This window comes from Halobacillus litoralis, assembly GCF_009856415.1.
In the GTDB taxonomy this organism is placed as follows: Bacteria; Bacillota; Bacilli; order Bacillales; family Halobacillaceae; genus Halobacillus; species Halobacillus litoralis_C.
In genome coordinates this window covers 158,697-185,191 of sequence record NZ_WMEZ01000004.1, presented here as the reverse complement: position 1 = coordinate 185,191, position 26,495 = coordinate 158,697, and the positions used below count along the sequence as shown (strand labels likewise).

Annotated in this window: 23 protein-coding genes; 19 read left to right on the top strand and 4 right to left on the bottom strand. The window is 42.2% G+C overall.

Features of this window, described 5'->3' with window-relative positions; all coding sequences use genetic code 11:
- Positions 1–9 precede the first annotated feature (9 nt).
- Complete coding sequence (locus GLV98_RS12720; RefSeq protein WP_160915736.1) at positions 10–690, top strand: metal-dependent hydrolase; 681 nt, start codon at positions 10–12, stop codon at positions 688–690.
- Positions 691–835: 145 nt separating this feature from the next.
- Positions 836–2,149 (top strand): DRTGG domain-containing protein, encoded by a 1,314-nt coding sequence (locus tag GLV98_RS12715; protein WP_160915734.1) that lies wholly within the window; start codon positions 836–838, stop codon positions 2,147–2,149.
- Between the two features lie 38 nt (positions 2,150–2,187).
- Here the strand turns inward: GLV98_RS12715 and GLV98_RS12710 are convergent, their stop codons facing one another.
- Positions 2,188–2,490, bottom strand: coding sequence for a YtpI family protein (locus GLV98_RS12710; RefSeq protein WP_160915721.1), 303 nt, complete (start codon positions 2,488–2,490; stop codon positions 2,188–2,190).
- A gap of 119 nt (positions 2,491–2,609) precedes the next feature.
- Here GLV98_RS12710 and GLV98_RS12705 point away from each other — a divergent pair, with 119 nt between their 5' ends.
- Positions 2,610–3,569 carry a DHH family phosphoesterase gene (locus GLV98_RS12705; protein WP_160915719.1) on the top strand — a complete coding sequence of 320 codons (960 nt, stop codon included), beginning with the start codon at positions 2,610–2,612 and terminating at the stop codon, positions 3,567–3,569.
- Positions 3,570–3,583: 14 nt separating this feature from the next.
- Here the strand turns inward: GLV98_RS12705 and ytrI are convergent, their stop codons facing one another.
- Both ytrI and GLV98_RS12695 read right to left on the bottom strand, forming a co-directional pair.
- Positions 3,584–4,081: a sporulation membrane protein YtrI gene (gene ytrI / locus GLV98_RS12700; protein WP_160915717.1), complete on the bottom strand. Its 498-nt coding sequence runs from the start codon at positions 4,079–4,081 to the stop codon at positions 3,584–3,586.
- Positions 4,081–4,413 (bottom strand): YtrH family sporulation protein, encoded by a 333-nt coding sequence (locus GLV98_RS12695; protein ID WP_160915715.1) that lies wholly within the window; start codon positions 4,411–4,413, stop codon positions 4,081–4,083. The genes ytrI and GLV98_RS12695 overlap by 1 nt, the downstream gene beginning before the upstream one ends.
- Positions 4,414–4,543: 130 nt before the next feature.
- Between GLV98_RS12695 and dnaE the strand changes: the two genes are divergently transcribed.
- The 8 genes from dnaE (at position 4,544) to GLV98_RS12655 (ending at position 15,324) form a co-directional block, all read left to right on the top strand.
- Positions 4,544–7,897: a DNA polymerase III subunit alpha gene (gene dnaE / locus GLV98_RS12690; protein ID WP_160915713.1), complete on the top strand. Its 3,354-nt coding sequence runs from the start codon at positions 4,544–4,546 to the stop codon at positions 7,895–7,897.
- Positions 7,898–8,017: 120 nt separating this feature from the next.
- A complete protein-coding gene (locus tag GLV98_RS12685; protein WP_089650539.1) occupies positions 8,018–9,256 on the top strand; it encodes an NAD(P)-dependent malic enzyme in 1,239 nt (412 codons plus the stop codon).
- A gap of 81 nt (positions 9,257–9,337) precedes the next feature.
- Complete coding sequence (locus GLV98_RS12680; protein ID WP_160915711.1) at positions 9,338–9,934, top strand: GntR family transcriptional regulator; 597 nt, start codon at positions 9,338–9,340, stop codon at positions 9,932–9,934.
- Between the two features lie 97 nt (positions 9,935–10,031).
- Positions 10,032–10,892, top strand: a complete 861-nt coding sequence (gene accD, locus GLV98_RS12675; RefSeq protein ID WP_160915709.1) for an acetyl-CoA carboxylase, carboxyltransferase subunit beta — start codon at positions 10,032–10,034, stop codon at positions 10,890–10,892.
- Positions 10,889–11,851 (top strand): acetyl-CoA carboxylase carboxyltransferase subunit alpha, encoded by a 963-nt coding sequence (locus GLV98_RS12670; protein WP_160915707.1) that lies wholly within the window; start codon positions 10,889–10,891, stop codon positions 11,849–11,851. Before accD ends, GLV98_RS12670 begins: the two co-directional genes overlap by 4 nt.
- Before the next feature lie 219 nt (positions 11,852–12,070).
- Positions 12,071–13,030: a 6-phosphofructokinase gene (pfkA, locus tag GLV98_RS12665; protein WP_160915705.1), complete on the top strand. Its 960-nt coding sequence runs from the start codon at positions 12,071–12,073 to the stop codon at positions 13,028–13,030.
- Positions 13,031–13,058: 28 nt separating this feature from the next.
- The gene (pyk, locus tag GLV98_RS12660; RefSeq protein ID WP_160915702.1) at positions 13,059–14,822 is read left to right on the top strand and encodes a pyruvate kinase; all 1,764 of its coding nucleotides are present in this window, start codon (positions 13,059–13,061) and stop codon (positions 14,820–14,822) included.
- Between the two features lie 109 nt (positions 14,823–14,931).
- Positions 14,932–15,324, top strand: coding sequence for an FxsA family protein (locus tag GLV98_RS12655; RefSeq protein ID WP_160915700.1), 393 nt, complete (start codon positions 14,932–14,934; stop codon positions 15,322–15,324).
- A gap of 201 nt (positions 15,325–15,525) precedes the next feature.
- On the opposite strand, the gene ytvI is transcribed toward GLV98_RS12655, so the two are convergent.
- A complete protein-coding gene (gene ytvI / locus GLV98_RS12650) occupies positions 15,526–16,638 on the bottom strand; it encodes a sporulation integral membrane protein YtvI (RefSeq protein ID WP_160915698.1) in 1,113 nt (370 codons plus the stop codon).
- Between the two features lie 267 nt (positions 16,639–16,905).
- Between ytvI and citZ the strand changes: the two genes are divergently transcribed.
- The 8 genes from citZ to hflC all read left to right on the top strand — a co-directional run bounded on the left by citZ (position 16,906) and on the right by hflC (position 26,391).
- Complete coding sequence (citZ, locus tag GLV98_RS12645; RefSeq protein WP_160915696.1) at positions 16,906–18,024, top strand: citrate synthase; 1,119 nt, start codon at positions 16,906–16,908, stop codon at positions 18,022–18,024.
- A 110-nt stretch (positions 18,025–18,134) separates the two neighbouring features.
- Positions 18,135–19,409, top strand: coding sequence for an NADP-dependent isocitrate dehydrogenase (gene icd, locus GLV98_RS12640; protein ID WP_160915694.1), 1,275 nt, complete (start codon positions 18,135–18,137; stop codon positions 19,407–19,409).
- 23 nt (positions 19,410–19,432) lie between these two features.
- Positions 19,433–20,371, top strand: coding sequence for a malate dehydrogenase (gene mdh, locus GLV98_RS12635; RefSeq protein ID WP_160915896.1), 939 nt, complete (start codon positions 19,433–19,435; stop codon positions 20,369–20,371).
- A 75-nt stretch (positions 20,372–20,446) separates the two neighbouring features.
- Entirely contained in the window at positions 20,447–20,923 is a 477-nt protein-coding gene (locus GLV98_RS12630; protein WP_160915691.1) for a MaoC/PaaZ C-terminal domain-containing protein, read from the top strand.
- Positions 20,924–21,196: 273 nt separating this feature from the next.
- A complete protein-coding gene (locus GLV98_RS12625; RefSeq protein WP_160915689.1) occupies positions 21,197–21,892 on the top strand; it encodes a response regulator transcription factor in 696 nt (231 codons plus the stop codon).
- Positions 21,893–23,647 carry a two-component system histidine kinase PnpS gene (gene pnpS / locus GLV98_RS12620; protein WP_160915687.1) on the top strand — a complete coding sequence of 585 codons (1,755 nt, stop codon included), beginning with the start codon at positions 21,893–21,895 and terminating at the stop codon, positions 23,645–23,647.
- A gap of 861 nt (positions 23,648–24,508) precedes the next feature.
- Positions 24,509–25,468, top strand: a complete 960-nt coding sequence (hflK, locus tag GLV98_RS12615) for an FtsH protease activity modulator HflK (RefSeq protein ID WP_160915685.1) — start codon at positions 24,509–24,511, stop codon at positions 25,466–25,468.
- Entirely contained in the window at positions 25,465–26,391 is a 927-nt protein-coding gene (hflC, locus tag GLV98_RS12610; RefSeq protein ID WP_160915683.1) for a protease modulator HflC, read from the top strand. The genes hflK and hflC overlap by 4 nt, the downstream gene beginning before the upstream one ends.
- Positions 26,392–26,495: the final 104 nt, after the last annotated feature.

Genomic DNA, 26,495 nt, shown 5'->3' with positions numbered 1-26,495 from the left:
GTGTTATGGATGAAAGTTTCTTATCATGGTCATGCTGTTGTGAAAGTTGAAGCCAATGGAAAGACGATTCTTTTTGATCCGTTCATTTCGGACAATGGGAATACAGACCTGGATGCTGATCAAGTACAAGCAGATGTGATTTTGCTCACTCATGGTCACAACGATCACGTAGGGGATACCTTTGAGATTGCAAAGAGAAATGATGCTCAAGTCATAGCTCCGTTCGAATTAGCTACTTATCTTGGAAATAAAGGCTTGAACGCTCACCCTATGTATATTGGTGGAGGTCATGAATTCGATTTTGGACATGTGAAATTCACCCAAGCCTTTCATGGGTCTTCTTATCAGGAAGAAGATGGAACGATCGTGTACACCGGAATGCCAACAGGAATTTTACTAACAATTGATGGAAAGACCATTTACCATGCCGGCGATACCGGATTGTTCTCTGATATGAAAATGATTGGGGAACGAAATAACATTGACCTTGCATTCCTTCCAATCGGCGACAATTTCACGATGGGACCATCCGATGCGCTCGTCGCTGCTGAATGGATTCAAGCGAAACAGGTCGTGCCCGTTCACTACAACACCTTTGATTTAATTGCCCAGGACGGGGATGCATTTGCTCAAGAAGTGAAACCAGGTAAAGGAACGGCGTTAAAGCCAGGAGAATCTATCGAGCTTTAAGCCTAGAATATCGAAGCCGTTTGTCTACTCTATGACAAACGGCTTTTTCTGAAACTTCAGGAAGAAATTGCGGATCATCTGTATCAACTGTATAATAACAATTATAAGAAATTGGATTAGTACAGTTAGAAAGTTTGGTGGGCGTATGGCAACAAAACACGAACAGATCCTGGAACATATAGAATCCCTGTCGGTCGGCAGTAAAATATCTGTCAGAAGAATAGCGAAAGCATTGAATGTCAGTGAAGGTACGGCCTACAGGGCCATCAAAGAAGCGGAGAATCAGGACCTTGTCAGCACGATGGAACGTGTCGGAACCATCAGAATTGAAAAGAAGAAAAAAGAGAACATAGAAAAATTGACGTTTGCTGAAATTGTGAATGTCGTCGATGGTCAAGTGCTTGGCGGACGTGAAGGGCTGTATAAAACCCTAAGTAAATTCGTCATAGGTGCGATGAAGCTTGAAGCAATGATGCGTTATACGGAAGCAGGCTCTCTTCTTATCGTAGGAAACCGGACAAATGCTCATGAGCTTGCGGTGAAAGAAGGGGCGGCTGTTTTAATAACAGGTGGATTCGATACGAGTGAAACAGTTAAAAAGTTGGCTGATGAAAAGAAGCTTCCCGTCATCTCTACCAGTTATGATACGTTTACAGTCGCAACGATGATCAATAGAGCGATTTATGATCAATTAATTAAAAAAGAAATTGTGCTTGTTGATGATATTTATACTTCCTATGAGGAATCAAAGTTCTTGCAATCATCGGATGCCGTTGCCAGGTGGCATGAATTTAACACTGCGACAGGCCATAGCCGCTATCCAGTAGTAGATCAACAAAATCGTGTGGTCGGCATCGTCACTTCAAGAGATGTGATTGGAAAAGATAAAGAGACGCGGATTGAAAAAGTCATGACTCGAAACCCGATGACCGTACATGCGAAAACCTCCCTTGCGAACGCTGCCCATGTTATGGTTTGGGAAGGGATTGAATTGATGCCCGTTGTCGATCCTTCACATAAACTTCAAGGGATCATTTCCCGTCAGGATGTGTTGAAAGCATTGCAGCATATTCAAAGGCAGCCTCAGGTTGGCGAAACGATTGATGATCTTGCGACAAACCGCATGGAAGTCATCACAGAAGATGACTCAAACCCTGTGTGGCAAACCAAAGTAACACCGCAGATGACGAATCCCCTTGGAACGATGTCTTATGGTGTTTTCATTTCTTTAATCACAGAAGCCTCGAGTAGATTATTGAGGAAGTATAAAAAGGGCGATCTTGTGGTTGAAAACATTTCAGTCTATTTCATTAAACCGGTTCAAATCGAAAGTGATATAGAAGTGCGTCCTCAAATTTTGGAGGTCGGAAGGAAATTTGCCAAAGTAGACATCGAGGTTCACCATGAGAAATCAATCGTCGGGAAAGCCCTTCTTATGGCCCAACTTATTGACCGATAAAAAAAGTCGCTGAGCAACAGCGACTTTTTCTTAGACATTCATGATTGAGGGCTTGTGCGATGTTTTTGGAATTCTGCCTGGTAATGCTTGCTGGCTTTCCATCCCAACCGGGCTTGGAAAACACCGAAAGCAATGAATACAATGCCTACGAAAAGTGAGAGTTTCGTTTGGTAGAATACATATTGGTTAATCCCAAAAAAGAAAATGAAACTTCCAAGAAATAGCTTGGATTTACTATTTAAGTACTCTTGAGTCAAAGGATCATTGGAACGGACAATCATTACTTTGTAGTAGATGTAAAGCACAAAAGAGACTAATATAAGGATCGGGAAAATAATCATTTGATCGACTCCTGCGTTTAATTTTCCCTTTTATTGTAGCTTGTTTCTGCAGAAAAGGCTACCTGTACAGAGGATTCTATAATTAAATAACACAGAAAGTAAAAGAGGAGGCCCTATTTATGAGTAAGCAGGCCATTATGAAAGCTATCAAGGATCACGAAGTGATCATCATCCATCGTCATGTCCGTCCAGACCCGGATGCCTATGGATCACAGGCTGGTTTAGCGGCATTGATTCAAGCCACTTTTCCACAAAAGCAGGTGTTTATCACCGGCACAGCTGAACCCTCTCTGGAGTTCCTGACTACTATGGATGAAGTACCTGATGAAGCCTTTAAAGGAGCTCTTACAATCGTGTGCGATACTGCCAATCAGGCTCGTATCGATGATCAGCGTTATGATCAAGGAGACCTTTTAATAAAAATCGATCACCATCCAGAAGTCGATGCGTATGGTGATATCCAATGGGTGGATACCACCGCAAGCTCCACTTCAGAGATGATTTATCAATTGTACTCTGAGTTTGCTGAGGATGGATTGGTCCTTACTGATGAAGCAGCTCGGCTTCTCTATGCAGGAATTGTAGGGGACACGGGGCGGTTCCTTTTTCCAAGTACGACTAAACAGACGCTGTCTTATGCAGCAAACCTTGTGAATTTTGAATTTGATCGACCGTCCTTGTATAACGAAATGTATAAGACACCTGTTCATGTTGCCAAGCTGAAAGGATATGTTTTACAAAATTTCACCGTTCATGAAGCGGGGTATTCAACCATCCGTCTCGATCGTAAAACGTTGGATGATTTTAACGTTTCTCCTTCGGAAACGAGTCAGCTCGTAGGTTTGCTCGGAGATATCGAAGGGATGCTTGCATGGGCCTTTTTTGTGGAGGAAGAAGATACCATCCGTGTCCGCTTACGCTCGAAAGGACCGGTAATTAATGGGATCGCAGCCAACCATAATGGAGGAGGACACCCGATGGCCTCAGGCGCATCCGCATCTTCCTGGGATGAAACCTCTGAAATTGCAAAAGAACTTGAAGTCGAATGTTTGAAGTATAAAAAAGAGCAGGCGAATTAGGCCTGCTCAGATTCCTATCGTTTTAATTTAATTTCGAGGTGCAAGGTCATGGTTTCAGCTACAATTAATTTTGTCACTTTCAACTCATAAGTGAAATCATCGACAACGTAGTTTTTATTCTCAATCGTCGAGATGATGAGGTCCACTTGATCAGCGACGATTGAGACATCCTTACCGGATACAGTGACCAGTTGATCTTTGACCAATGCATTCAGCTGGTGCTGGGTCAGCAGGTCAACCTCCAGTTTCTTGGCATTTGTAAAAACGATACTTATTTCTTTGACACTCATGGGCTTCCCTTTTGATTCTTGATCCTGGTTGTTTAAAAGAGCTTCATATTTGGTTTCCCATTCACTTAATTGGGCAGTCATTTCTATATGTTCTTCTGTGTACTTTTGCTGCAATTGGCCATGAACGTAAATAAAAAAGGCATACCCAACAATCGCCCCTAAAACAAGACCTGCAAAAAAACGTCTCCATTCTTTGTTTTTGTGATAGGCAGGAAAGTGCATTAAGTCACCTCATCACCCAATAACCATTCAAAAAGAAGCAGTGCTGTTTTTACTCCACCCATGGCCGCAATGATGATCATTACCTGCCTGAAGATATCAAAAGTGGAACCATCGAAGATTCCTTTCTCGAAATTGCTAATGGCATCAAAGGTTCCGCCGATGGCTGCCACGATGGCCCAAATCCTCAGCCCTTTTGCGATCCGAAACATGGATGTCAAAACGGCTTCACCTGTCAACAAACTTCCTATACTTCCGATAATGGTTCCACCGACGATCACTCCGAACGCGATAAAGAAGCATTGAATCATGGATACGACTAAACGATCTTCCATCTTGTCCCTCTTTTCGCTGTCTGAAAATAGTTTCTTATCTAACCATTATTCTTTCATCCCTCTCTTTATGCAGAAGGCTTTCATCCAGTCCCCAGAGTAGCTATAATTTACATGAAAGAAGGTGTGCGAAATGACGTTTACCCATTTGAATGTGCAATCAGGATATAGCTTGATGAACAGTACGATTAAAATCAAGGACCTTGTACGGTCAGCCAAAGAATCAGGGTTTGAAGCTGTTGCCCTTACTGATCAGGATACAATGAGTGGAGCGGTCTCTTTTTATGAGGAATGTAAGAAAGAGGGATTGAAACCTATCATCGGTTTGAAGACATCTGTCATTGATCAGACACTCTCCTTTCCAATGATTCTCTTGGCGGAAACAACCAGGGGTTACCAAAACCTGCTCGAAATAAGTTCAATGGCTCAAACAGAAAAAGAAAACATAACACTTGAGCAATTGGCCATGTACAAAGAAGGTTTGATTTTCATCCAAATGACTTCGAGTTCTCCGTGGGCGGAGTCGATCTCTAATCGTATGACTGACAAAATAGAAGCGTCTAAAGAGCGATGGGTGGATCTCTTAGGACAGAATCGATTATATCTGAGTATCCAAGATCGTGATCTCCATTCGGAACGCCAATTACATACACCTTTAAGAGAATGGGTGAAGAGAAACGGAATGAATGTTGTCGCTATTGGAGATGTCCGTTATTTGGATCGAGGGGATTCGGATGCTTTCCAATGTTTACGAGCAATTGATGAAGGATCACGCTATAGCCCTGAAAACAATGATCATCACTACTATTTGAAGTCTCAAGAAGAAATGGAGCGCTTTTTTGGGGAATGGTGGCCTGAATCCCTTATAGCAACAAAGGAAATTGTGGATGCTTGCCAAGTAGATTTGGAATTGAACAGGCAATTGCTTCCTTCTTATCCTTCTCCAGAAAACAAAAGCTCGGATGCTTACTTACGACAGCTTTGTGAATCATCATTACCGGAAAAATACGATCCAAAGAATCGCGATCGAGCTTTGGAAAGGCTGAATCATGAGTTGTCTATTATAGCAACCATGGGCTTCAGTGATTATTTTTTGATCGTTTGGGATTTCATCAGTTACGCGAGGACAAACGGAATTCAAGCTGGGCCAGGGCGTGGTTCTGCAGCTGGATCCATCGTCTCCTATTTGCTTGGGATCACCCAGGTGGATCCCTTGGAGTATCATTTGTTATTCGAACGTTTTCTCAATCCCGAGAGAGTAACGATGCCGGATATTGATATTGACTTTCCGGACCATCGGAGAGACGAAGTGATCTCCTATGTAGCTGAGAAATATGGGAGTGACCATGTGGCTCAGATTTGTACATTTGGAACATTTGCTGCAAGGAGTGTTTTGAGAGAGTTGTTTAAGGTATTAAAAATAGATGAAAGTGATGCTTCCTTCATTCTTCATCAGATTCCAAAAACGACCACTTCATCACTCGTAGATCTTGTGAAGAAATCGGAGGAGCTGAAAGAGTACATCAGAAATTCCGATCGTTTAAAACTGTTGTTCCGGGTAGCTACGAAGCTTGAAGGGCTTCCGCGACATGTATCGACCCATGCGGCAGGTGTTGTATTAAGTGAAGAACCACTTGTGAAATATACAGCGCTTTTAAAAAGTCAAGGTCCTGTTTCCTTAACTCAATTTGCTATGGGAGACCTTGAGAAAGTGGGACTTCTAAAAATAGATTTTCTCGGCCTCCGGAATCTCTCTTTCCTAGAGAGAATGGAAAAGAAAGTGCAACGCTACCGTCAAAGGGACTTTTCAATCAGTCATATACCGCTCGATGATCATCAAACATTTGACCTTTTGAAAAGTGGAAGAACCAATGGGGTTTTTCAACTGGAGTCTCAAGGGATGAAGAATGTGCTGCTTCGTTTAAAACCCAATCATTTTGAAGATGTTGTCGCGGTGAACGCTCTTTACAGGCCAGGGCCGATGGAATATATCCCTTTATATATTGAAAGGAAGCATGGCCTGAGAGATGTTGAATATCCGCATCCTGACTTAAAGCCGATTCTTGCCCATACGTTTGGGGTGTTGGTTTATCAAGAACAAATCATGGAAGTCGCTCGTCGTGTGGCGGGATATTCATTAGGGGAAGCCGATCTTTTAAGGCGAGCAGTAAGTAAAAAGCAAGCCGATGTTTTAGAAGAAGAACGGATGACGTTCGTCCAAGGATGTAAGGCGAAAGGTTATGTTGAATCGATTGCTCATCAGTTGTTTGATTGGATCGTCAAGTTCTCCAATTATGGATTCAACAGGAGCCATGCGGTCGCTTATAGTTTGATTTCATATCGATTAGCCTACATGAAAGCACATTACCCTTCCTACTTTATGGCAGAGTTGATGAATGCCCATCTCGGTGATCATGAGAAGATGACGATGTATATTCGTGAAGCCAGGGATATGAACGTAAAAGTAAAAGCACCATCTGTGAATAAAAGCCAAGCGCTTAACCATGACGATTCAGGGGAAATCAGAATCGGAATGACGGCTGTGAAAGGTGTCGGCTACCAGGCCGCCCAAGCAATCCTGGAAGAGAGATCGAGAGGACCTTTTCGGAATCTCAATGATTTTTGTTTGCGTGTTGACGGAAAGGTTGTTTCAAGAAAAGTCATTGAAGCCTTGGTTCTTGCGGGTGCCTTCGATGACCTGCATCAAAATAGAGCGAGTGTCCTTGCGAGCATTGATCAAGCTTTAGAGCAGGGAGAACTTTTTAAGGAATTCCAAGACCAGCCCGGATTCTTCGGAAATGAATTGGATATGGAGATGGTGGAAGTGGAGCCATTCCCTCCTTTGAAGCGTTTATCGATGGAAAAAGAGGTGCTCGGTACCTACATGTCTCAACATCCATTGGGACATCAACGGAAAGAACTTCATGAAAAGGGCATCGTTCCTATTAGTGAAGCTCATCGTTTTACAAAAAAGCAAGTGGAGGTAGCCGTGGTTATTGATGGTCTCCGTGAAATACGTACGAAACGAGGCGATCCTATGGCGTTCCTGACCATTAGCGATGAAACCGCTGAAATGGATGCCGTCCTTTTTCCGGAAACTTATCGGAATATAAAAGTTTGGGTAAAAGAACAAATGCTCGTGGACTTGAAAGGGAAAGTGGATGAAAGAAGAGGACAGAAACAATTGATCATTAACCATGCGGAGCCTTTAGACATGGGGGCCTTCCCCAGTGAAAAAAAACAGCGGCTTTTTATCAAGGTGACGGAAGAAAATGAACACTATTCAATAGAAAAATTGAAAAAGCTTACTGAATATTTCCCGGGTAATACACCAATCTTCATTTTTCGATCTGAAGATCGAGTGACTTATAAACTGGATGAAACCTATTGTCTTGAGGTGAATGATATCTCGGTGGGTAAATTAAATGAATTTTTTGGAGAGTCATCCGTAGCTATCAGACCTGTGAAAGATGGGGAAGATCATTAAAAGCTCAGCCCGGATTTTTGTATTTCTTTACACTCCATATTCATCTGTTATAATTAAGAGGTTAATGGTGGTCAGACCACCAGGGTCGGTTCACTATAAGTTTAAAAGGAGAGTGTCGTCGTGTCGAATTTAAGAGATGAAGCTTTGCACATACACCGTGTCAATAAAGGAAAACTTGAAACCCATTCAAAGGTTCCCGTCAGGAATGCTAGAGACTTGAGCCTTGCCTATTCTCCTGGCGTGGCAGAGCCTTGTAAAGAGATCTATGACCATAAAGATACGGTCTACGATTATACAATGAAAGGGAATATGGTGGCTGTTGTCAGTGATGGATCGGCTGTTCTTGGGCTGGGGAATATTGGTCCTGAGGCTGCCCTGCCAGTCATGGAAGGTAAAGCTGCTTTATTCAAGAGTTTTGCAGGAGTAGATGCATTCCCCATTTGTTTGAACACGCGTGATATAGATCAGATTGTGCAAACAGTAAAATTGATGGAACCTACTTTTGGCGGTGTGAATCTAGAAGATATCGCCGCACCCAACTGCTTCATCATCGAAGATCGACTGAAGAAAGAGACGAATATTCCAATCTTCCATGACGACCAACATGGTACGGCAATCGTTACAGTAGCTGGATTAATGAATGCTTTAAAAATAACTGGGAAAACATTCTCGGAAATCAAAGTGGTGGCAAACGGCGCTGGAGCTGCTGGAATTGCTATTATTAAATTGCTCTATCATTTCGGTGTGCGTGACATCATCATGTGTGATTCCAAAGGTGCTATTTTTGAAGGCCGCGATTATGGAATGAACGATGTGAAAGATGAAATTGCTAAAATTACGAATAAAGACCGCACAGAAGGGAATCTTGAAGAGGTCATGGAAGGCGCGGATGTGTTTATTGGTGTATCCGTAGGTGGATTACTTTCCAAAGAGACCGTATCTAAAATGAATGATGATTCTATCATCTTTGCCATGGCAAACCCTGAACCTGAAATTATGCCGGAAGATGCAAAAGAAGCTGGAGCGCGTGTCATCGGGACAGGCCGGTCAGACTTCCCTAATCAGGTGAATAATGTGCTGGCATTTCCGGGGATCTTCCGTGGAGCGTTAGATGTAAGAGCGACAAGAATTAATGAAAAAATGAAAATTGCTGCAGCTGAAGCAATTGCCTCCTTAGTAAGTGAGGATGAATTGAGTGAAGACTACGTAATCCCTGCACCATTCGATCCACGAGTGGCACCAGCAGTTGCGGCTAGCGTGGCAAAAGCAGCGATGGAGTCCGGGGTTGCCCGTCATCATGTAGACCCTGAAGAAGTGGCAGAAAAAACTAGACAACTGACTTTAATTGATGAAGATTGATATGAGAAGGGGGAGCCTTTTCGGTTGCTCCTTCTACATAACTTGATTGTGGTTAGAGATGAAAAGAGGTGTCCGTGAACCGTGGCCCAGGAGCATCGGGGGAAAGTTTATGAAGGCGTTCTTCAACAGTTGAAGTCATACATTGAAGAACATCGGTTAAAGCCTGGAGATAAGCTCCCTTCAGAACGAGAGTTAAGTGAACAATTGAATGTAGGCAGGTCCTCAATCCGGGAAGCCTTTCGGGCGATGGAGCTTTTAGGGTTGATTGAAACAAGAAGAGGTGAGGGCACCTATATGAGAGCATACCGGCCTTATCACATGGTCGAGCTGCTTTCCAACTTCTTACTTAACGAATCGAGGACCAAGAGTGAATTGATGACCGCTAAACAAATGATAGAAAAAGAAGTACTGTTTTTGTTGAACGGACATTTAGACAGTCGGAACAGGAGCGAATTAAGAGCAATCATTATAGATCATACAAACGCTCAGAGGCATCAAAAGGTATTTGAATATTTGTTCAGCCTTTGTGATCAACCTCTCCTTTTGTCGATGTGGCAATTCATTTCAGGGTTTACCCACACCGTCCATGATGTAAGCTATTCGGATGCTTGGTATGAAGAAATGGTAACCGTCATGGAGGAAGAAGATACAATGAAAATCATACGTCTATTTCAATAATCGTATCGAATCTACTTAGAAAGAATGAGTCAGATTACGAAATGAAATTTATATATATGGATAAGAAAGGAAGCTTTGTCCCAAAGGAGGAATCACCTTGCTAAGAGACTTTTTCAGCAAGAAAAAAAGATACGCATCCATTCCCAGCCAAGAAGCAAAGCAGGATGTACCTGAAGGTTTGATGCAGAAATGCCCAAACTGCCAAAAAATCTTTTACAGAAAAGAATTGAATCGAAATATGAATGTTTGCCCTCATTGTGATCATCATCATCGTCTCAGTGCGTACGAACGCATCCAACATTTATTTGATGAAGAATCCTTTGTAGAATGGGACAAGCACATGATTTCAAATAACCCGTTGCATTTCCCTGAATATGAAGAAAAACTGGAAAAGGACCGTCAAAAGTCTGACTTGAATGAAGCGGTTGTCACCGGAAAGGCGAAAATGAATGGCATAGAAACAGCTGTCGCTGTTATGGATGCTCGTTTCCGAATGGGAAGCATGGGATCGGTGGTAGGTGAAAAAATCACGAATGCCATAGAGAACGCCAGAAAAGAGAACCTTCCATTTATCATTTTCACAGCATCAGGCGGGGCAAGGATGCAGGAGGGTGTTCTCAGCCTTATGCAAATGGGGAAAACATCTGTTGCACTCCAACGCCTTCATGCAGACGGCGGCCTTTTCATTTCGGTCATGACCCATCCTACAACAGGCGGCGTTTCAGCGAGCTTTGCCTCACTTGGAGATTATAATTTTGCCGAGCCGGGTGCATTGATTGGATTTGCAGGCAGGAGAATCATTGAACAAACGATTCGTGAAAAGCTTCCAGAGGATTTCCAGACCGCTGAATTCCTTTTGGAACACGGTCAATTGGACAAAGTCATTCACCGACATGACATGAAAAAGACACTGACAACTGTTCTCGATCTTCATACTGTGGGAGGTGGCAAAGCGTGAAGCACGTACTCGAATTCGAGAAACCTGTTATTGAATTAAGAGAAAAAATCTCTGATTTGAAACGACTCACTGAAAATAGCGAGATGGATCTAAGCGACGAAATCGTCACATTGGAGAAACGATTGGAAAGACTAGAAACAGATGTATATGACCGAATGGCTCCATGGGACCGTGTCCAGATGGCCCGTCACCCTGAAAGGCCGACGACGCTTGATTATATTGAATATCTTTTTACAGATTTCCTTGAGCTTCACGGAGACCGTAATTTTGGGGACGATGCCGCGATTGTCTCTGGAATTGCTAAGTTCAAAGGTCAACCCGTAACCGTGATTGGTCATCAGAGAGGAAAAGATACGAAAGAAAATATTCGTCGCAATTTCGGTATGCCGCATCCTGAAGGCTACAGAAAAGCTCTCCGCTTAATGAAGCAAGCAGATAAATTCAAACGTCCGATCATTACATTTATCGATACAAAAGGAGCTTATCCTGGAAAAGCAGCAGAGGAAAGAGGTCAAAGTGAAGCGATTGCCAGAAACTTGATGGAAATGGCTGGTCTCACTGTTCCTGTTATTTGTATAGTCATCGGGGAAGGTGGTAGTGGTGGTGCGCTAGGTCTCGGAATCGGAGATCGTATTTTCATGCTTGAGAATTCCACTTATTCCGTGATTTCTCCGGAGGGGGCTTCCTCTATTTTATGGAAGGATGCAGGTCTTGCCCAAGAAGCGGCAGAATCCATGAAAATCACTTCCTATGACTTGAAAAAATTGAATGTGATTGATGGTGTAATCCCAGAGGTAAGAGGGGGAGCTCACAGGGATATCCAGGCCCAGGCTCAAGAAATTGAGAAAATCATTTCTGACTCCTTAGAAACGTTGAGCGTTCTTGAAGTTGAAGATTTATTAGAAAAACGTTTCTTAAAGTACAAAAATATTGGCGATTACACGTATCTTGATTTATAATAGGATGGTTGAAATTAATAAGTCCGTAAAGAAAGGTCGCACTTGGGTGCGGCTTTTCGCATCTTAACAGGATGGTAACGCTATCATTGATGAATGGAATGTTGAAGTTTTATTAATTGTATAGACTAGAGGATAGGCTATCCTTATAAAAATAGACGGAGGTTTCGATTCATCTTTGGGTGGGGACAACATAAATAGAAAACTTTTGAGGTGATGAGAATGAAGAAAATCGGAGTACTTACTAGTGGGGGCGACGCTCCAGGGATGAATGCAGCGATTCGCTCAGTCGTTCGTAAAGCGATCTATCATGGCTTAGAAGTCTATGGAATCAAGTACGGATACCAGGGTTTGATTGATGGTGACATCGAAAAGATGGAGCTTGGTTCAGTTGGCGATATCATTCAGCGAGGGGGTACAAAGCTTTATTCTGCTCGTTGTGAAGAATTCAAAACAGAAGAAGGTCAGCTTAAAGGGATCGAACAAATGAAAAAACATGGCATCGAGGGCTTGATAGCCATCGGCGGTGATGGTACCTTTATGGGGGCAAAAAAAATCACGGAAAAAGGATACCCATGCATTGGTGTACCAGGAACAATTGATAATGATATTCCTGGAACTGATTTCACAATCGGGTTTGACACAGCCCTGAATACGATCATTGATGCTATTGATAAAATTCGTGACACAGCTACATCTCATGAACGTACGTTTATTATCGAAGTAATGGGTCGTGATGCCGGTGATCTTGCACTTTGGGCAGGACTTGCGGACGGAGCTGAGAGTATCATCATTCCAGAAGCTGACGATGATTTTGAAGATATCATCGATCGTTTGAAGCGCGGACATGATCGTGGCAAAAAGCACAGCATCATTATTGTAGCTGAAGGTGTCGGAAGTGCTGTAGACCTTGGTCGAAAGATTGATGAGGCTGCAGGTTTAGAATCACGTGTGACCGTTCTTGGTCATACGCAGCGCGGTGGTTCTCCTAGTGCTGCTGACCGTGTATTAGCAAGTCGTCTGGGCGCTTATGCGGTGGACTTATTGTTGAACGGACATGCGGGTCGTATGGTAGGTATACAGGAGAATAAATTGGTGGATCATGATATTGTAGAAATCCTGAACACCAAGCATAAGATCGACTTTGATATGTATCGTCTTTCCAAAGAACTTTCTATATAATGCAAGAGGCACTTGAGGAGGAAATAAAATGTTTAGAAAAACAAAAATCGTTAGTACAATCGGACCTGCTTCTGAGTCTGTAGAAAAATTGACCCAGCTTATTGAAGCAGGGATGAATGTCGCTCGTTTGAATTTCTCTCATGGAGATTTTGAGGAGCATGGAGCGAGAATTGATAATATCCGTGAAGCTTCTAAAGCGACAGGGAAAACTGTAGCTATTCTACTTGATACAAAAGGCCCGGAAATTCGTACCGGGACATTGAAAGATGGAGAAGCCTATTTAGAAAAAGGCTCGACGACTTATGTTTCTATGGATGAAATTGAAGGGAATGCCGAACGCTTCTCTGTCACTTATCCTGGATTAATCAATGATGTTCACCCGGGCTCTAAGATCTTGTTAGATGATGGCCTTGTTGAACTTCAAGTAGAAGAAATCGACAAAGAGAAAAATGAAATTAAGACGACTGTATTGAATAATGGCCCATTGAAGAATAAAAAAGGTGTCAATGTTCCTAACGTAAGTGTCAATTTGCCTGGAATTACAGAAAAAGATGCGAAGGATATCGAGTTCGGAATTGAACAAGGGGTAGACTTTATCGCTGCGTCTTTCGTCCGTCGTGCGTCAGATGTCCTGGAAATCAAAGAACTTCTTGAGAAGCATAACGCCAGTCACATCCAAATCATTCCAAAAATTGAAAACCAAGAAGGTGTCGATAATATCGATGATATCCTTGAAGTCAGTGATGGTTTGATGGTTGCTCGTGGTGACCTTGGTGTTGAAATTCCAGCTGAAGATGTACCGCTTGTACAAAAGCGTTTGATTCGTAAGTGTAATGAAGCAGGTAAGCCTGTCATTACAGCTACTCAAATGCTTGACTCTATGCAGCGTAACCCACGTCCAACACGTGCAGAAGCTTCTGACGTTGCGAACGCCATCTTTGACGGTACAGATGCGATTATGCTTTCCGGTGAAACAGCAGCAGGAGATTACCCTGTCGAGGCTGTTCAAACGATGCATAACATTGCAAGCAAAACAGAAACAGGCTTAAACCACATGGCTTTATTGCAAGAACGTTCCAAGCATAGCGATATGACAATCACGGATGCGATCAGTCAATCGGTTACTCATACGGCGATTAACTTGAACGCAGCAGCTATCGTTACACCTACTGAAAGTGGACATACGGCTCGCATGATTTCTAAGTATCGTCCAAAAGCTCCGATTGTTGCGATCACTTCTGATGAAGAAGTAAATCGTAAGCTATCACTCGTTTGGGGAGTTTATGCTGTGATGGGTCCACGTGCTTACTCTACGGATGATATGCTGGACGTTGCTGTTGAACGCAGCCTTGCTTCCGGTTTAGCCATTCGCGGTGACAGAGTAGTCATCACTGGTGGTGTACCTGTTGGTGAAAGTGGTACGACGAACTTGATGAAAGTCCACGTTATTGGAGATGTCCTCGTAAAAGGACAAGGCGTTGGACAGAAGAGTGCATATGGACGGGCGATCGTTACTAAAAATGCCCAAGATGCCATCAACCGCATTGAGGATGGAGATATCCTGGTCACACAAGGAACAGATCGTGACATGATGCCAGCCATTGAAAAAGCTGCAGGTATCATTACAATGGAAGGGGGACTTACATCTCACGCAGCGGTTGTGGGACTAAGCCTCGGTATTCCAGTAATTGTTGGGGTTAATGATGCTCTTGAATTGATTACAGATGGTTCTGACATTACCATTGATAGTTCACGTGGGGATATTTACGAAGGTCACGCAAGTGTATTATAAGATTGAAACGAGATGAAACAGACAGAGGAGTATTTACTTCTCTGTCTTTTCTTTTCAATGTATCCTCAAAAAAGGTATAATAGAGGAAATGGAAAGAAGGGAAGATTCTATGTTTCGTTGGTTATTGCTTTTTATTTTAGTGGTTCCCGCATTAGAAATTGGTGTACTCATTTGGACAGGAAACTTAATCGGGCCAATATGGGTCATTCTTTTAATTATATTGACGGGCGTTTTAGGTGCATGGCTGGCGAAAAAGCAGGGATTAGAAACGATCAGGAACTTCCAACAATCCGTACAATATGGGCAAATGCCTCAAGATACACTTTTGGATGGGGCTTGTATACTAGTCGGTGGAGCTGTGTTGCTGACACCCGGCTTCATCACGGATGCGATTGGTTTTATTCTGTTATTCCCGGCAACCAGGTTTCCTATTAAACGAGTCATCCGAAATGCGATTCAAAAAGCCATGCAAAAAGGTACGATCACAATATACAGAAAATAAATGCAAACTCAGAGATTCATATCTCTGAGTTTTTTCTCTTTTTAGGTTCAACGCGCTCACCCGGAAAGCGAGTTATTCCCCGGAGCCCCATCTACTCAACAAAAGTCTCGAAATCGAGTCTTACATCATCCTGCCATATACTTTAATGACAAGGGATGAACACTAACGTTAAAGGTTCTTCTCTATAAATAGAAGCAATGGTTAGGTTTTTCCAATGATATATGTCCAAATTTCTTTAGTTACTCCTGTTTTAACTAACGTCTGGATCGTCATGAGGGCAATGGGGCTGATCAGCATTCCTAATCCACCAAATAGCTGAAAACCGAGAAAAAGACTGACAAGAAGGATGATAGGAGGGACACCGAAATGATCGGCCAACAATTTTGGTTCCAGTGTTTGTCTTGTAAGCATGACGACCATATAAAGGATGGATAAGCAAATCGTCATCATAAATTCTCCTGTAAGAAACTGATAGATGATCCAAGGGATAAAGATGATGCCTGTTCCTACATAAGGGATGAAATCGACAATAGCAGCAAGAAATGTTATGGTCAATGGGTGTGGAGCGCCTATCACTAGTAAACCTGTAGCGATAATGGAAGTTGAAATCATAACGAGCATACACTGAGCACGGAGCAGTCCTTTTATGGTTTGAATAAATTCACCTTGGAAAATATGCATACGTTCAGACAGAGTTTCGGGGAAAACTTTTTTTAAAAACTTCACTATCATATTCCAGTCTTTACATATGAAAAAGGTAGCAAGCAGAGTGATGAAGATAAAAGCGAAAGAAGATGGGAGCTCTGCTAGAAAAAGGCCTGTAGCTTCAAGAGCGCTGTTTAATAAGGAGAGGCTTGTCTCACTGAATTTCTCCTGCGCCATCTTCAAGTATTCTTCCAATGTTTGTTGCTGATTTACACTTAATCTGTCGGTGAATGCTTCACCTTTTGATAATAAGGGTCTCAAGAGGTTCATAACCCCTTGAGACAAGTAATCCGTTAGTAGTGAAAAGTGAACAGGAACTCCAGATGCTAAATACTGAATACCCCGAATGATTTCTGCGACTAATAAGGCCAAAAGCCCTCCTGCAAGCCCGCCGAAAATGAACAGGATAAGCAAAATAGCTGCACCCCTTGGAATCCGCAAACGTACGTTCAATAATTTAATGAAGGGTTGCAAGAGGATGGATAACACAATAGCGAAGATAAATGGCTGCAAGTATAACCAGGAGAAATAAGTGAAAAATAGAACACTGATTGCAATCATGATGACGTAAATAAAACGGAGAAACACTTGTAATATTTGGTTATCCATATCATCCACCTCCCTTTTACGGAAATGAGTTTGAGCGGTGATCAAGTAAAGAACCAATAGATATCAACGAATGTATAATCCTAATAATTATGTAGTAAGATTCGATAAAATCCTGCAAAATTAAACGGTTTCAATTCACATTCTCTTCAGAATACTTTATAATTGTCTGTGGGGTAGTTTTCCTATAAAGGTAAATAAGCAAATAGTAAAGCGTTTTCTTATTGAGATTGTTAAGGAAAATGGAATTTTTTGAAAGGGAGAGATTGTATGTCATCATCAACTAAAGGTCTTGAAGGAATTACAGCAACTGAATCATCCATAAGTTCTATCATCGACGATAAACTGACATATGTCGGATATGATATCGATGACCTGGCCAATAACTCCAGTTTTGAAGAGGTTGTCTATCTTCTCTGGAATCAAAAGCTACCAAACAAAGAAGAGTTGGATGCTTTTAAGGAAGAACTTATTTCAAATATGGACATTCCGACTGAGGTTGTCGATCATCTAAAGTCTTATGATCTATCGACAGTACACCCTATGGCTGCTTTGCGTACAGCTGTTTCCATGTTGGGACTCTATGATCCTGAGTCTGATGTTATGGAAGAGGAAGCGAACAAACGAAAAGCGTTGCGTCTACAAGCTAAAATCCCTACGGTTGTAACAGCATTTGCTCGTATCCGTAAAGGAGAAGAGCCGGTTGCACCTAAGAAAGATTTAAGTTTTGCAGGAAATTTCCTTTATATGCTTAACGGAAAAGACCCGGAAGATTTAGAAGTAGAAGCTTTTAATAAAGCACTTGTGCTTCATGCTGATCATGAACTGAATGCGTCTACATTTACAGCACGTGTCTGTGTAGCTACACTTTCTGATGTGTATTCCGGAGTGACGGCTGCCATCGGAGCTTTGAAAGGACCATTGCATGGTGGTGCCAATGAACGCGTCATGAAGATGCTGACGGAAATCGGAAGCGTAGAGAATGCGATTCCGGCCATTGAGAAAAAACTAGAAAATAAAGAGAAAATCATGGGTATGGGACACCGTGTCTATCGTTCAGGGGATCCACGTGCAAAACACTTGAAAGAAATGTCCCGTGAATTGACAGGACTCACAGGTCACTCCAAATACTATGAAATGTCTATTAAAATTGAGGACTATATCAAAGAAAATAAAGGTCTTCCAGCGAACGTGGACTTTTATTCAGCTTCTGTTTATCATAGTCTTGGAATCGATCACGATATTTTCACACCGATCTTTGCCGTTTCCCGTGTGTCCGGCTGGCTGGCGCACATTCTGGAGCAGTACTCCAACAATCGTCTGATTCGTCCACGTGCGGAATACGTAGGACCAAAAGGCCAAAGCTATACACCAATTGAGGATCGATAAGAGTGCAGCCGGTACGCCGGCAGGCCTCCCTTTTTATTCAACCTATTTTAACGTATGATAGAAGAGGATGATCCATCCATATTTCTTACAAAATATTAGGAGGGTTTATTGTGACACAAGCACAAAAAATTACAGTAGAACAAAACGGATCACTAAATGTACCAGAGCGTCCGGTTATTCCTTACATCGAAGGTGATGGAATCGGTCCTGATATTTGGGCAGCCGCAAGCCGCGTCATCGAAGCTGCCGTGGATAAAGCATACAATAGTGAGAAATCCATCGAGTGGAAAGAAGTACTTGCAGGTCAGAAAGCCTATGATGAAACAGGTGAGTGGCTTCCAGAAGCAACCCTCGATACTATTAGAGATTACAAGATTGCAATCAAAGGACCTTTGACGACTCCTATTGGTGGGGGAATCCGTTCGTTGAACGTTGCTCTTCGTCAAGAGTTGGACTTGTTTACATGCCTGCGTCCTGTACGCTACTTTGAAGGTGTACCTTCTCCAGTTAAGCGTCCAGAAGATACGGACATGGCGATCTTCCGTGAAAACACTGAAGATATCTATGCAGGTATCGAATGGCAAAAGGGAACACCAGAAGTGAAGAAAGTGATCGACTTCCTTCAAAACGAAATGGGTGTACATAACATTCGTTTCCCTGAAACTTCCGGAATCGGAATCAAGCCGGTATCCGAAGAAGGTACGAAGCGTTTGGTTCGTGCAGCGATTGATTATGCATTGAACGAAGGACGTAAAAACGTCACGCTCGTACACAAAGGAAACATTATGAAGTTCACAGAAGGCTCCTTCAAAGCTTGGGGTTATGAAGTTGCTGAAGAGGAGTATGGTGATAGAGTATTTACATGGGCAGAATATGACCGCATTGTAGAAAAAGAAGGCAAAGACGCTGCAAACAAAGCTCAGGATGCAGCAGAAGCAGAAGGTAAGATCATCGTAAAAGATGCCATTGCAGATATCTTCCTTCAACAGATTCTTACTCGTCCGAAAGAGTTTGATGTTGTTGCAACGATGAACCTGAACGGAGACTACATTTCTGATGCACTGGCTGCACAAGTAGGTGGAATCGGAATCGCTCCAGGCGCGAACATCAACTTTGAAACAGGACATGCAATCTTCGAAGCGACACACGGTACAGCTCCGAAATATGCGGGTCTTGATAAAGTGAACCCATCTTCCGTCATCCTTTCTGGTGTGCTTATGCTTGAACATCTTGGATGGAGAGAAGCGGCTGACCTAATTACGAAATCTATGGACAAAACCATCGGAAGTAAGGTTGTCACTTATGATTTCGCTCGTATGATGGAAGGCGCTACAGAAGTGAAATGCTCTGAGTTCGGTGATGAACTGATTAAGAATATGGACTAATCAATAAGGGAGAGTGGGTCATGATGGCTATTCGTAGAAACAAAATATCAGTAATCGGTGCTGGTTTCACTGGTGCTACGACAGCGCTTATGCTCGCACAAAAAGAGCTGGGAGATGTTGTTCTCGTTGATATTCCTGATATGGAAGATCCAACGAAAGGGAAAGCTCTGGACATGTTGGAAGCAAGTCCTGTTCAGGGATTTGATGCCAAGGTTACTGGAACTTCTGACTATAAGGATACGCAGGATTCAGACCTTGTCATCATCACTGCGGGAATTGCTCGTAAGCCTGGTATGAGTCGTGATGATCTAGTCAATACAAATTCAAAAATAATGAAGAGTGTAACGAAAGAAATCGTCAAAAACTCTCTGGATTGTTTTATTGTTGTATTGACAAACCCTGTTGATGCCATGACTTATTCTGTATTCCAGGAGGCTGGTTTACCTAAGAATCGTGTCATTGGACAGTCCGGCGTCCTCGATACAGCACGCTTCCGTACGTTTGTTGCTGAAGAGCTTAATGTATCTATCAAAGACGTCACAGGCTTCGTCCTTGGTGGTCATGGCGATGATATGGTGCCACTTACTCGTTATTCTTTCGCTGGCGGAATTCCTTTGGAAAAATTAATTTCCAAAGAGCGTTTAGATGCGATTGTAGAGAGAACGCGTAAAGGTGGAGGAGAAATCGTCGGCCTTCTTGGAAATGGGAGCGCCTATTATGCACCTGCTGCTTCATTGGTTCAAATGGCAGAAGCGATTCTGAAAGATCAGCGCCGTATCCTTCCTTCTATTGCCTATTTAGAAGGGGAATATGGATATGACGGAATCTATCTAGGAGTTCCTACAATCCTAGGAGGAAATGGAATTGAGGAGGTCATCGAGCTTGAACTGACAGAAGAAGAAAAACAGCAGTTGGATCAATCGGCGGATTCTGTTAAAAATGTGCTTAATGTATTAAAATAAAGGAGAAGGGATTCGGGGAAAACCCTCGAATCCCTTTTTTGAACGATGAAGAAAACGTTTACAAGAGGTGAGGATATGTTAGGCAAAAAGAGAAAGCTTGGAAAGAAAATCAATGATTTAAAATCCGGCGAAAAATTCACAACTTCTTTTACAGTCGAAGACCGGGATTTACTTATGTATCTGGGCCTGACGGATGATGCGAACCCTTTGTATATCCAGCATGATTATGCTTCACAAACTCCGTTTAAACGCCCGGTGGTACCGACCGTAATGGTGTTTGGAATGGTATCTTCTATTGTATCCATGCATTTGCCTGGTCCAGGGAGTCATATCGTACAGCAGAATCTAGAATATCCTAAACCCGTGTATCATTATGGAGACGTTCGTTTTTACGCTGAAGTAACTGCTATTCATAAGGAAGAACATGAAGTTGAACTTCAAGTGGTAGGGTATGATGAAGAAGGTGACGAAGTAGTGAAAGGAACGCTTACCGTCCAACCACCGTATGAACCTGATTCCATGAATGCAATCTCTCTAGAAAACTTTTATTAAACGAAAGAATGTCGTTTAGCTTTCACTCATTACCTCAAGCCGCTTGGACTCAGAAGAGACGAGCGGCTTTTTCCCCTTTTTCTATATAACCACGATAGATCATCGCCATCCGCTTTCTGTACCGACCCAATTAGATCAAACATTTAAGAGTTTTTAAACGGATGAAGAAGAGCTTTATGCCAATATTAAGATTAAGTAAAAATAGTAAAGATCCGTATTCAAATTGTAAACTTCATTGTATGATGAAAGTAACTTGTAGTAGAGGTGATGGCATTGGAACAAAAAATTTTAATCGTGGACGATGAAGAATCTATTGTAACTTTATTAAAATATAATATTGATCAAGCTGGCTATGAAACAGATGTGGCCTATAATGGTACGGATGCTCTTGAAAAAGCATCGAAAGACCATTTTGATTTAATCGTTCTTGATGTCATGCTCCCAGGGATGGATGGTATGGAAGTATGTAAAAAATTAAGGCAAATGCAAGTGAATACCCCTGTCCTTATGCTGACAGCTAAAGATGATGAATTTGATAAGGTTCTTGGTCTTGAACTTGGTGCTGACGACTATTTGACCAAACCATTCAGTCCTAGAGAGGTCGTAGCTCGAATCAAAGCGATTTTAAGAAGAATGGTCCGGGAAAACGTTGTAGACGATCAGAAGATCATCCAAATTGCTGATCTATCCATTTACCCAGAACAATACGAGGCAACAATTAAGGACGAGCCTTTAACATTTACGCCGAAAGAATTTGAGCTGCTCCTATACCTTGCTCAAAACTTAGGTCGTGTTCTTTCCAGAGACCAACTTTTGAGTGCCGTATGGAATTATGATTTCGCCGGTGACACTCGTATTGTCGATGTTCATGTGAGCCATTTACGTGAGAAAATTGAGCCCGAGACGAAAAAGCCAGTGTATATAAAAACAATACGCGGGCTCGGTTATAAAATGGAGGAGCCTAAGTAAATGGCCTCCAATACTAGGCCACTGATGACCTATACGGTTTTAGTGGTCATTGTCATGCTCGGGTTGGGAATCATTCTTGCTCAACTCACCCGTGGCTATTTTATCAACATATTTGAACAGCGTGTAGAGTTGGAAAGTCAATATTTCATCACGTATTTGGATCGATTTACAGAGGATCGGGAAGTCAGTCAGGAAGAGTTGTATAACTTTAGTGAACAGTTGAATACAGGTATGATTTTTATATCAGATTCCGGAGAAAGAATGATTGATACGGTTGATGCTGTACCAGTCATAAGCAAAGACGAAAAACAGGATGTGATCACAAGGGTTGAAAGTGGAACTTCCGCAATGAACGAAGGGCAAATGCTTGATGACATCTTCTATTACCCTGTCAATAATAGTGTAGATGATATAAACGGGACACTTATTCTTCTCTCGCCTGTGGAAGCCTTGACCAATATAACAAAAAATATTTGGCTTTTAATCGGTTTTACGTTACTTCTTGGACTTTTAGTCATTTTTGTCATCGGATTTAACGTGTTCTCCAAATATATTCGCCCTATTCGATCCGCTTCTAATGTCGCTACAGAACTTGCGAAAGGAAATTATAAAGCAAGAACTTATGAAGGGCATTTTGGTGAAGCAGGACAACTAAGTCAGTCAATTAATATTCTGGCTAGGAATCTCCAGGAGATGACGAGTACAAAGGGCATGCAGGAAAATCAATTAGAAGCGGTTATAAATAATATGGGGAATGGGTTAGTGCTGATTGATGAAAAAGGGTATATTCTACTGTTGAATCGTGCTTTTTTAGAAACATTCAAAGGAGAACAAAACGATTTTATCGGGCATTTGTATCACGATGCTATTCCTTACACAACCATTCACGAAACAGTACAGAAGATTTATATGTTTGAAGAAACGGTGAGTGAAACGTTTGTGCTGCCAGTTAATATTGATCGGAAGCACTTGGAAGTAACCGGGGCTCCCATTTTCAGTGAAGACCGAAAATGGAGAGGTGTCGTTTTGGTTTTCCATGATATATCAGAACTGAAACAGTTGGAGCAAATGAGAAAAGACTTTGTAGCTAACGTATCTCATGAATTGAAAACCCCTATTACATCTATTCGCGGGTTTTCAGAAACATTGCTTGATGGGGCGATGAAGGATGAAAAGATGCTCGAGCAGTTTTTACAAATCATTTTGAAAGAAAGTGGTCGCTTGCAATCCTTGATTCAAGACCTTTTGGAATTATCCAAACTTGAAAGGGATGACTTTCTATTAAATGTTGAGCAAATTGAAGTTCAACGTTTATTAAATGATTTATTGCCGATTGTGGAGCAGCATGCTGAGCAAAGACAAGTAAAGCTCCATGCATCCGTACAAGGAAATACATGGATTCAGGGGGATTCAAGCCGCTTGAAGCAAGTGTTCATGAACCTGCTTACGAATGCCATTAATTACTCAGGTGATGAAGGGGAAGTTACATTAGAATTTCAAGAATCGGAAAATCATGTGACAATTAAAATTTCTGATAATGGTGTAGGGATCCCTGAGGAAGAAATTTCACGGATCTTTGAAAGGTTTTATCGTGTGGACAAAGCAAGAAGTAGGAATTCAGGTGGCACAGGCCTGGGGCTTGCTATTGTCAAACATATTGTAGAAGCTCATGAAGGGACCATCCATGTGGAAAGTGAAGTGGATGTAGGAACGGCGTTTTATGTTGAGCTTCCGAAGAAGTTTACGGAAAATTAATATTTCATTAAATTAAGGTTAACAATACTTCGATAGAATACCTTTGAAACCCTTTCATCCAAGGTGTTTTCTCTTTTAGGCAGAAGCTTCCCTCGCTTCTGCCTTTTTTTGTTTCGATTTAGTTATAATCCTGTAAAAATACACCTCCACCCTTTACATTCAAAATTCAATCTCTTAATCAATGTTCCACTATATGGCAGGATTGTTGAAGACTCGATTTCGAGATGTTTCGGGGTTCGTTGCTTGGGATGAGCGTCAGGGGTGGCTGGGAAGCTACTCGTCCAGCTCCATCGCCCAGACACTCGCGTCATAAGCCGAACAGCAAAGGAATGAAAAGGCCCATTCCGTTACTGTTCGGCTTATGCCAGTCGTGTCTACCAGGGCGATTCCGCATTTGAACACTTTCCTGTGGGGGAGTGGTGAGCTTCCTCGGACTACGTCCTGTGGGATCTCACCTATCTCCTTTCTCCCACGGGAGTCTCGCAGCTTCCCAACCACCCCATTCGATATTGGTAAGAAACGAATCCCATTGCCTAGAAGGACTGTCTTCCACCATCCCACACATATAAGCAAAAAGCTCTGCATATTAAGCTTTCGGAAGCCAAATACATGAGCCAGAAGTTTCATTCTCACACTTGCGTCAATCTGGAAAGCTGCTTTTTCTAGAGTGGTTTCGAGATACTCACACGGGAGAGGGGCGAACCTTTTCCCGCAGTCCCTAAACTCCCACAAACATCTCGAAACTGAGTCTTCAAGGATAGGGAGCTGTAATGGAAGAAGAGGACGGTGGTTACTTTTTTGAAACCTTTTTGTTACATAAACGTAATTATAGTATTCATAAAAGATAAAGGGGAAGTCGATATGAGTCTTAGACAATTTAACAAATGGACAGGCCTTGTCGTTGTGGGTGTGTTGTTGATCATTGCCCTTCTTACGACATGGTACACCGTGGATGAATCCGAACAGGCTGTGGTCCTAACGTTCGGGAAAGCTGAAGATGGTATAACAGAACCAGGTCTGCATTTTAAAATGCCGTGGCCGATCCAAGAAGTAGAGAAAATGTCGAAAGAAACGTTCAGCTTGGATTTCGGTTTCGATGACAGTGGTGAAGAAACGGATAAAGTAACGATGATTACAGGGGACGATATGATTTTGCAGGCAGATCTCGTCGTCCAATGGAAGATTACGGATCCTGCTGCCTACTTGTTTGCATCAGAGAAACCTGAACAGGTTTTATTTAATGCTACATCTTCTTCACTTAGAGGTGTGATTGGAAGCAGTGAAATTGATGAAGCTCTAACATCTGGGAAAGCTGAAATTGAAAATGAAGTGAGAGAAGGGTTAGTCAGCTTAATTGACAGCTATGAAATTGGTGTATCCATTATAGATGTTCGCCTTCAAGAGGTTGATCTTCCCAATAAAGAAGTACGCTCGGCGTTTACAAAGGTGACGGATGCCAGGGAACAGAAACAGAGTAAAGTGAACGAAGCAGAGAAATATGCCAATCAGAAGCGGGAAGAAGCGCTCGGGGAAAAGGATGCAATTATTCAACGTGCAGAAGGTGCCAAAGTAGAAAGAATTCAACAGGCTACCGGTGGTGTTGCCAGTTTCAATGCCTTACTTGAAGAATATCAGGGCAACGAAACCATTACGCGTGAGCGTCTTGTCATGGAGACGCTGGAAGAAGTGCTGCCAGAAGCCAATGTCTACATTATGAATGATGATGGAAACACCATGAAATACTTGCCTTTAAATCAAGGGACGGTTCAAAACGTGGTACCTCCAAATTCGACGGAGGATGAGGAGAGTGAAGAATCATGAGTGAAGAAATCTTCAATGAAAACGAAAAACAAAAGAAGGACCTCAAAAAGTATGTGAAAGCCGGGGTCACATTGCTTGTTATTATAGGAATCCTTCTTATAGGTATAAATTCAATTGTGATTGCTAAAGAGGGAGAGTATAAAGTGGTCCGTCAGTTTGGAGATGTCGTTAAGATTCATGAAGAACCGGGTCTTAAGTTCAAAATTCCATTAGTACAAGAAGTGTCCACCCTCTCTAAAAAGAAAATGGTCTACGATGTAGATGAAAAAGAGATCACTACACTGGATAAAAAGCGGATGATTATCGATAATTATGCGATATGGAGCATCACTGACCCAGAAAATATGATTGCTAACGCCCGTACTGAACTGAATGCAGAAGCGAGAATGGGAGAGTTTATCTTCTCCATTGTTCGATCTGAATTAGGGAAGATGAATTTCTCTGAGATTATTAATGAAGAAGAGAGTTCCAGAGGAGTATTGAATGAAGAAATTACGGCCAAAGTGAACGAATACTTACAAAGAGACAATTACGGTATCGTTGTAGATGACGTGCGAATTAAGCGTTCTGACCTACCGGAAGCGAATGAAGAAGCCGTATTTAATCAAATGATTACAGACCGTGAAAAAATTGCTCAACAGTATTTGTCAGAAGGGGAAGCGGATAAGAGTAGAATTCGTGCAGAAGTGGATCGAGAAGTACAGGAAATGCTGTCCACAGCTCGAGCAAATGCTGAAAAAATCCGGGCAGAAGGAGAACAGGAAGCCGCCCAGATTTACAACAGTGCCTTTTCTCAAGATCCGGAGTTCTACCAACTTTATCGTACATTAGAATCGTATAAGAAAACGATTGATGGAGAGACGACCATTATTCTCCCTCAGGATTCTCCTTATGCTGAATTGCTTTTAGGGTATTTCGAATAATCGATCAGGCGCGCCTTTTTCCTCTCTACTGTAAACATGGTAGAATGATGAAAAAGGCGTTTTTTATCGAGCGTTGAAACCTCAGATTCGATTGAACAAGCATA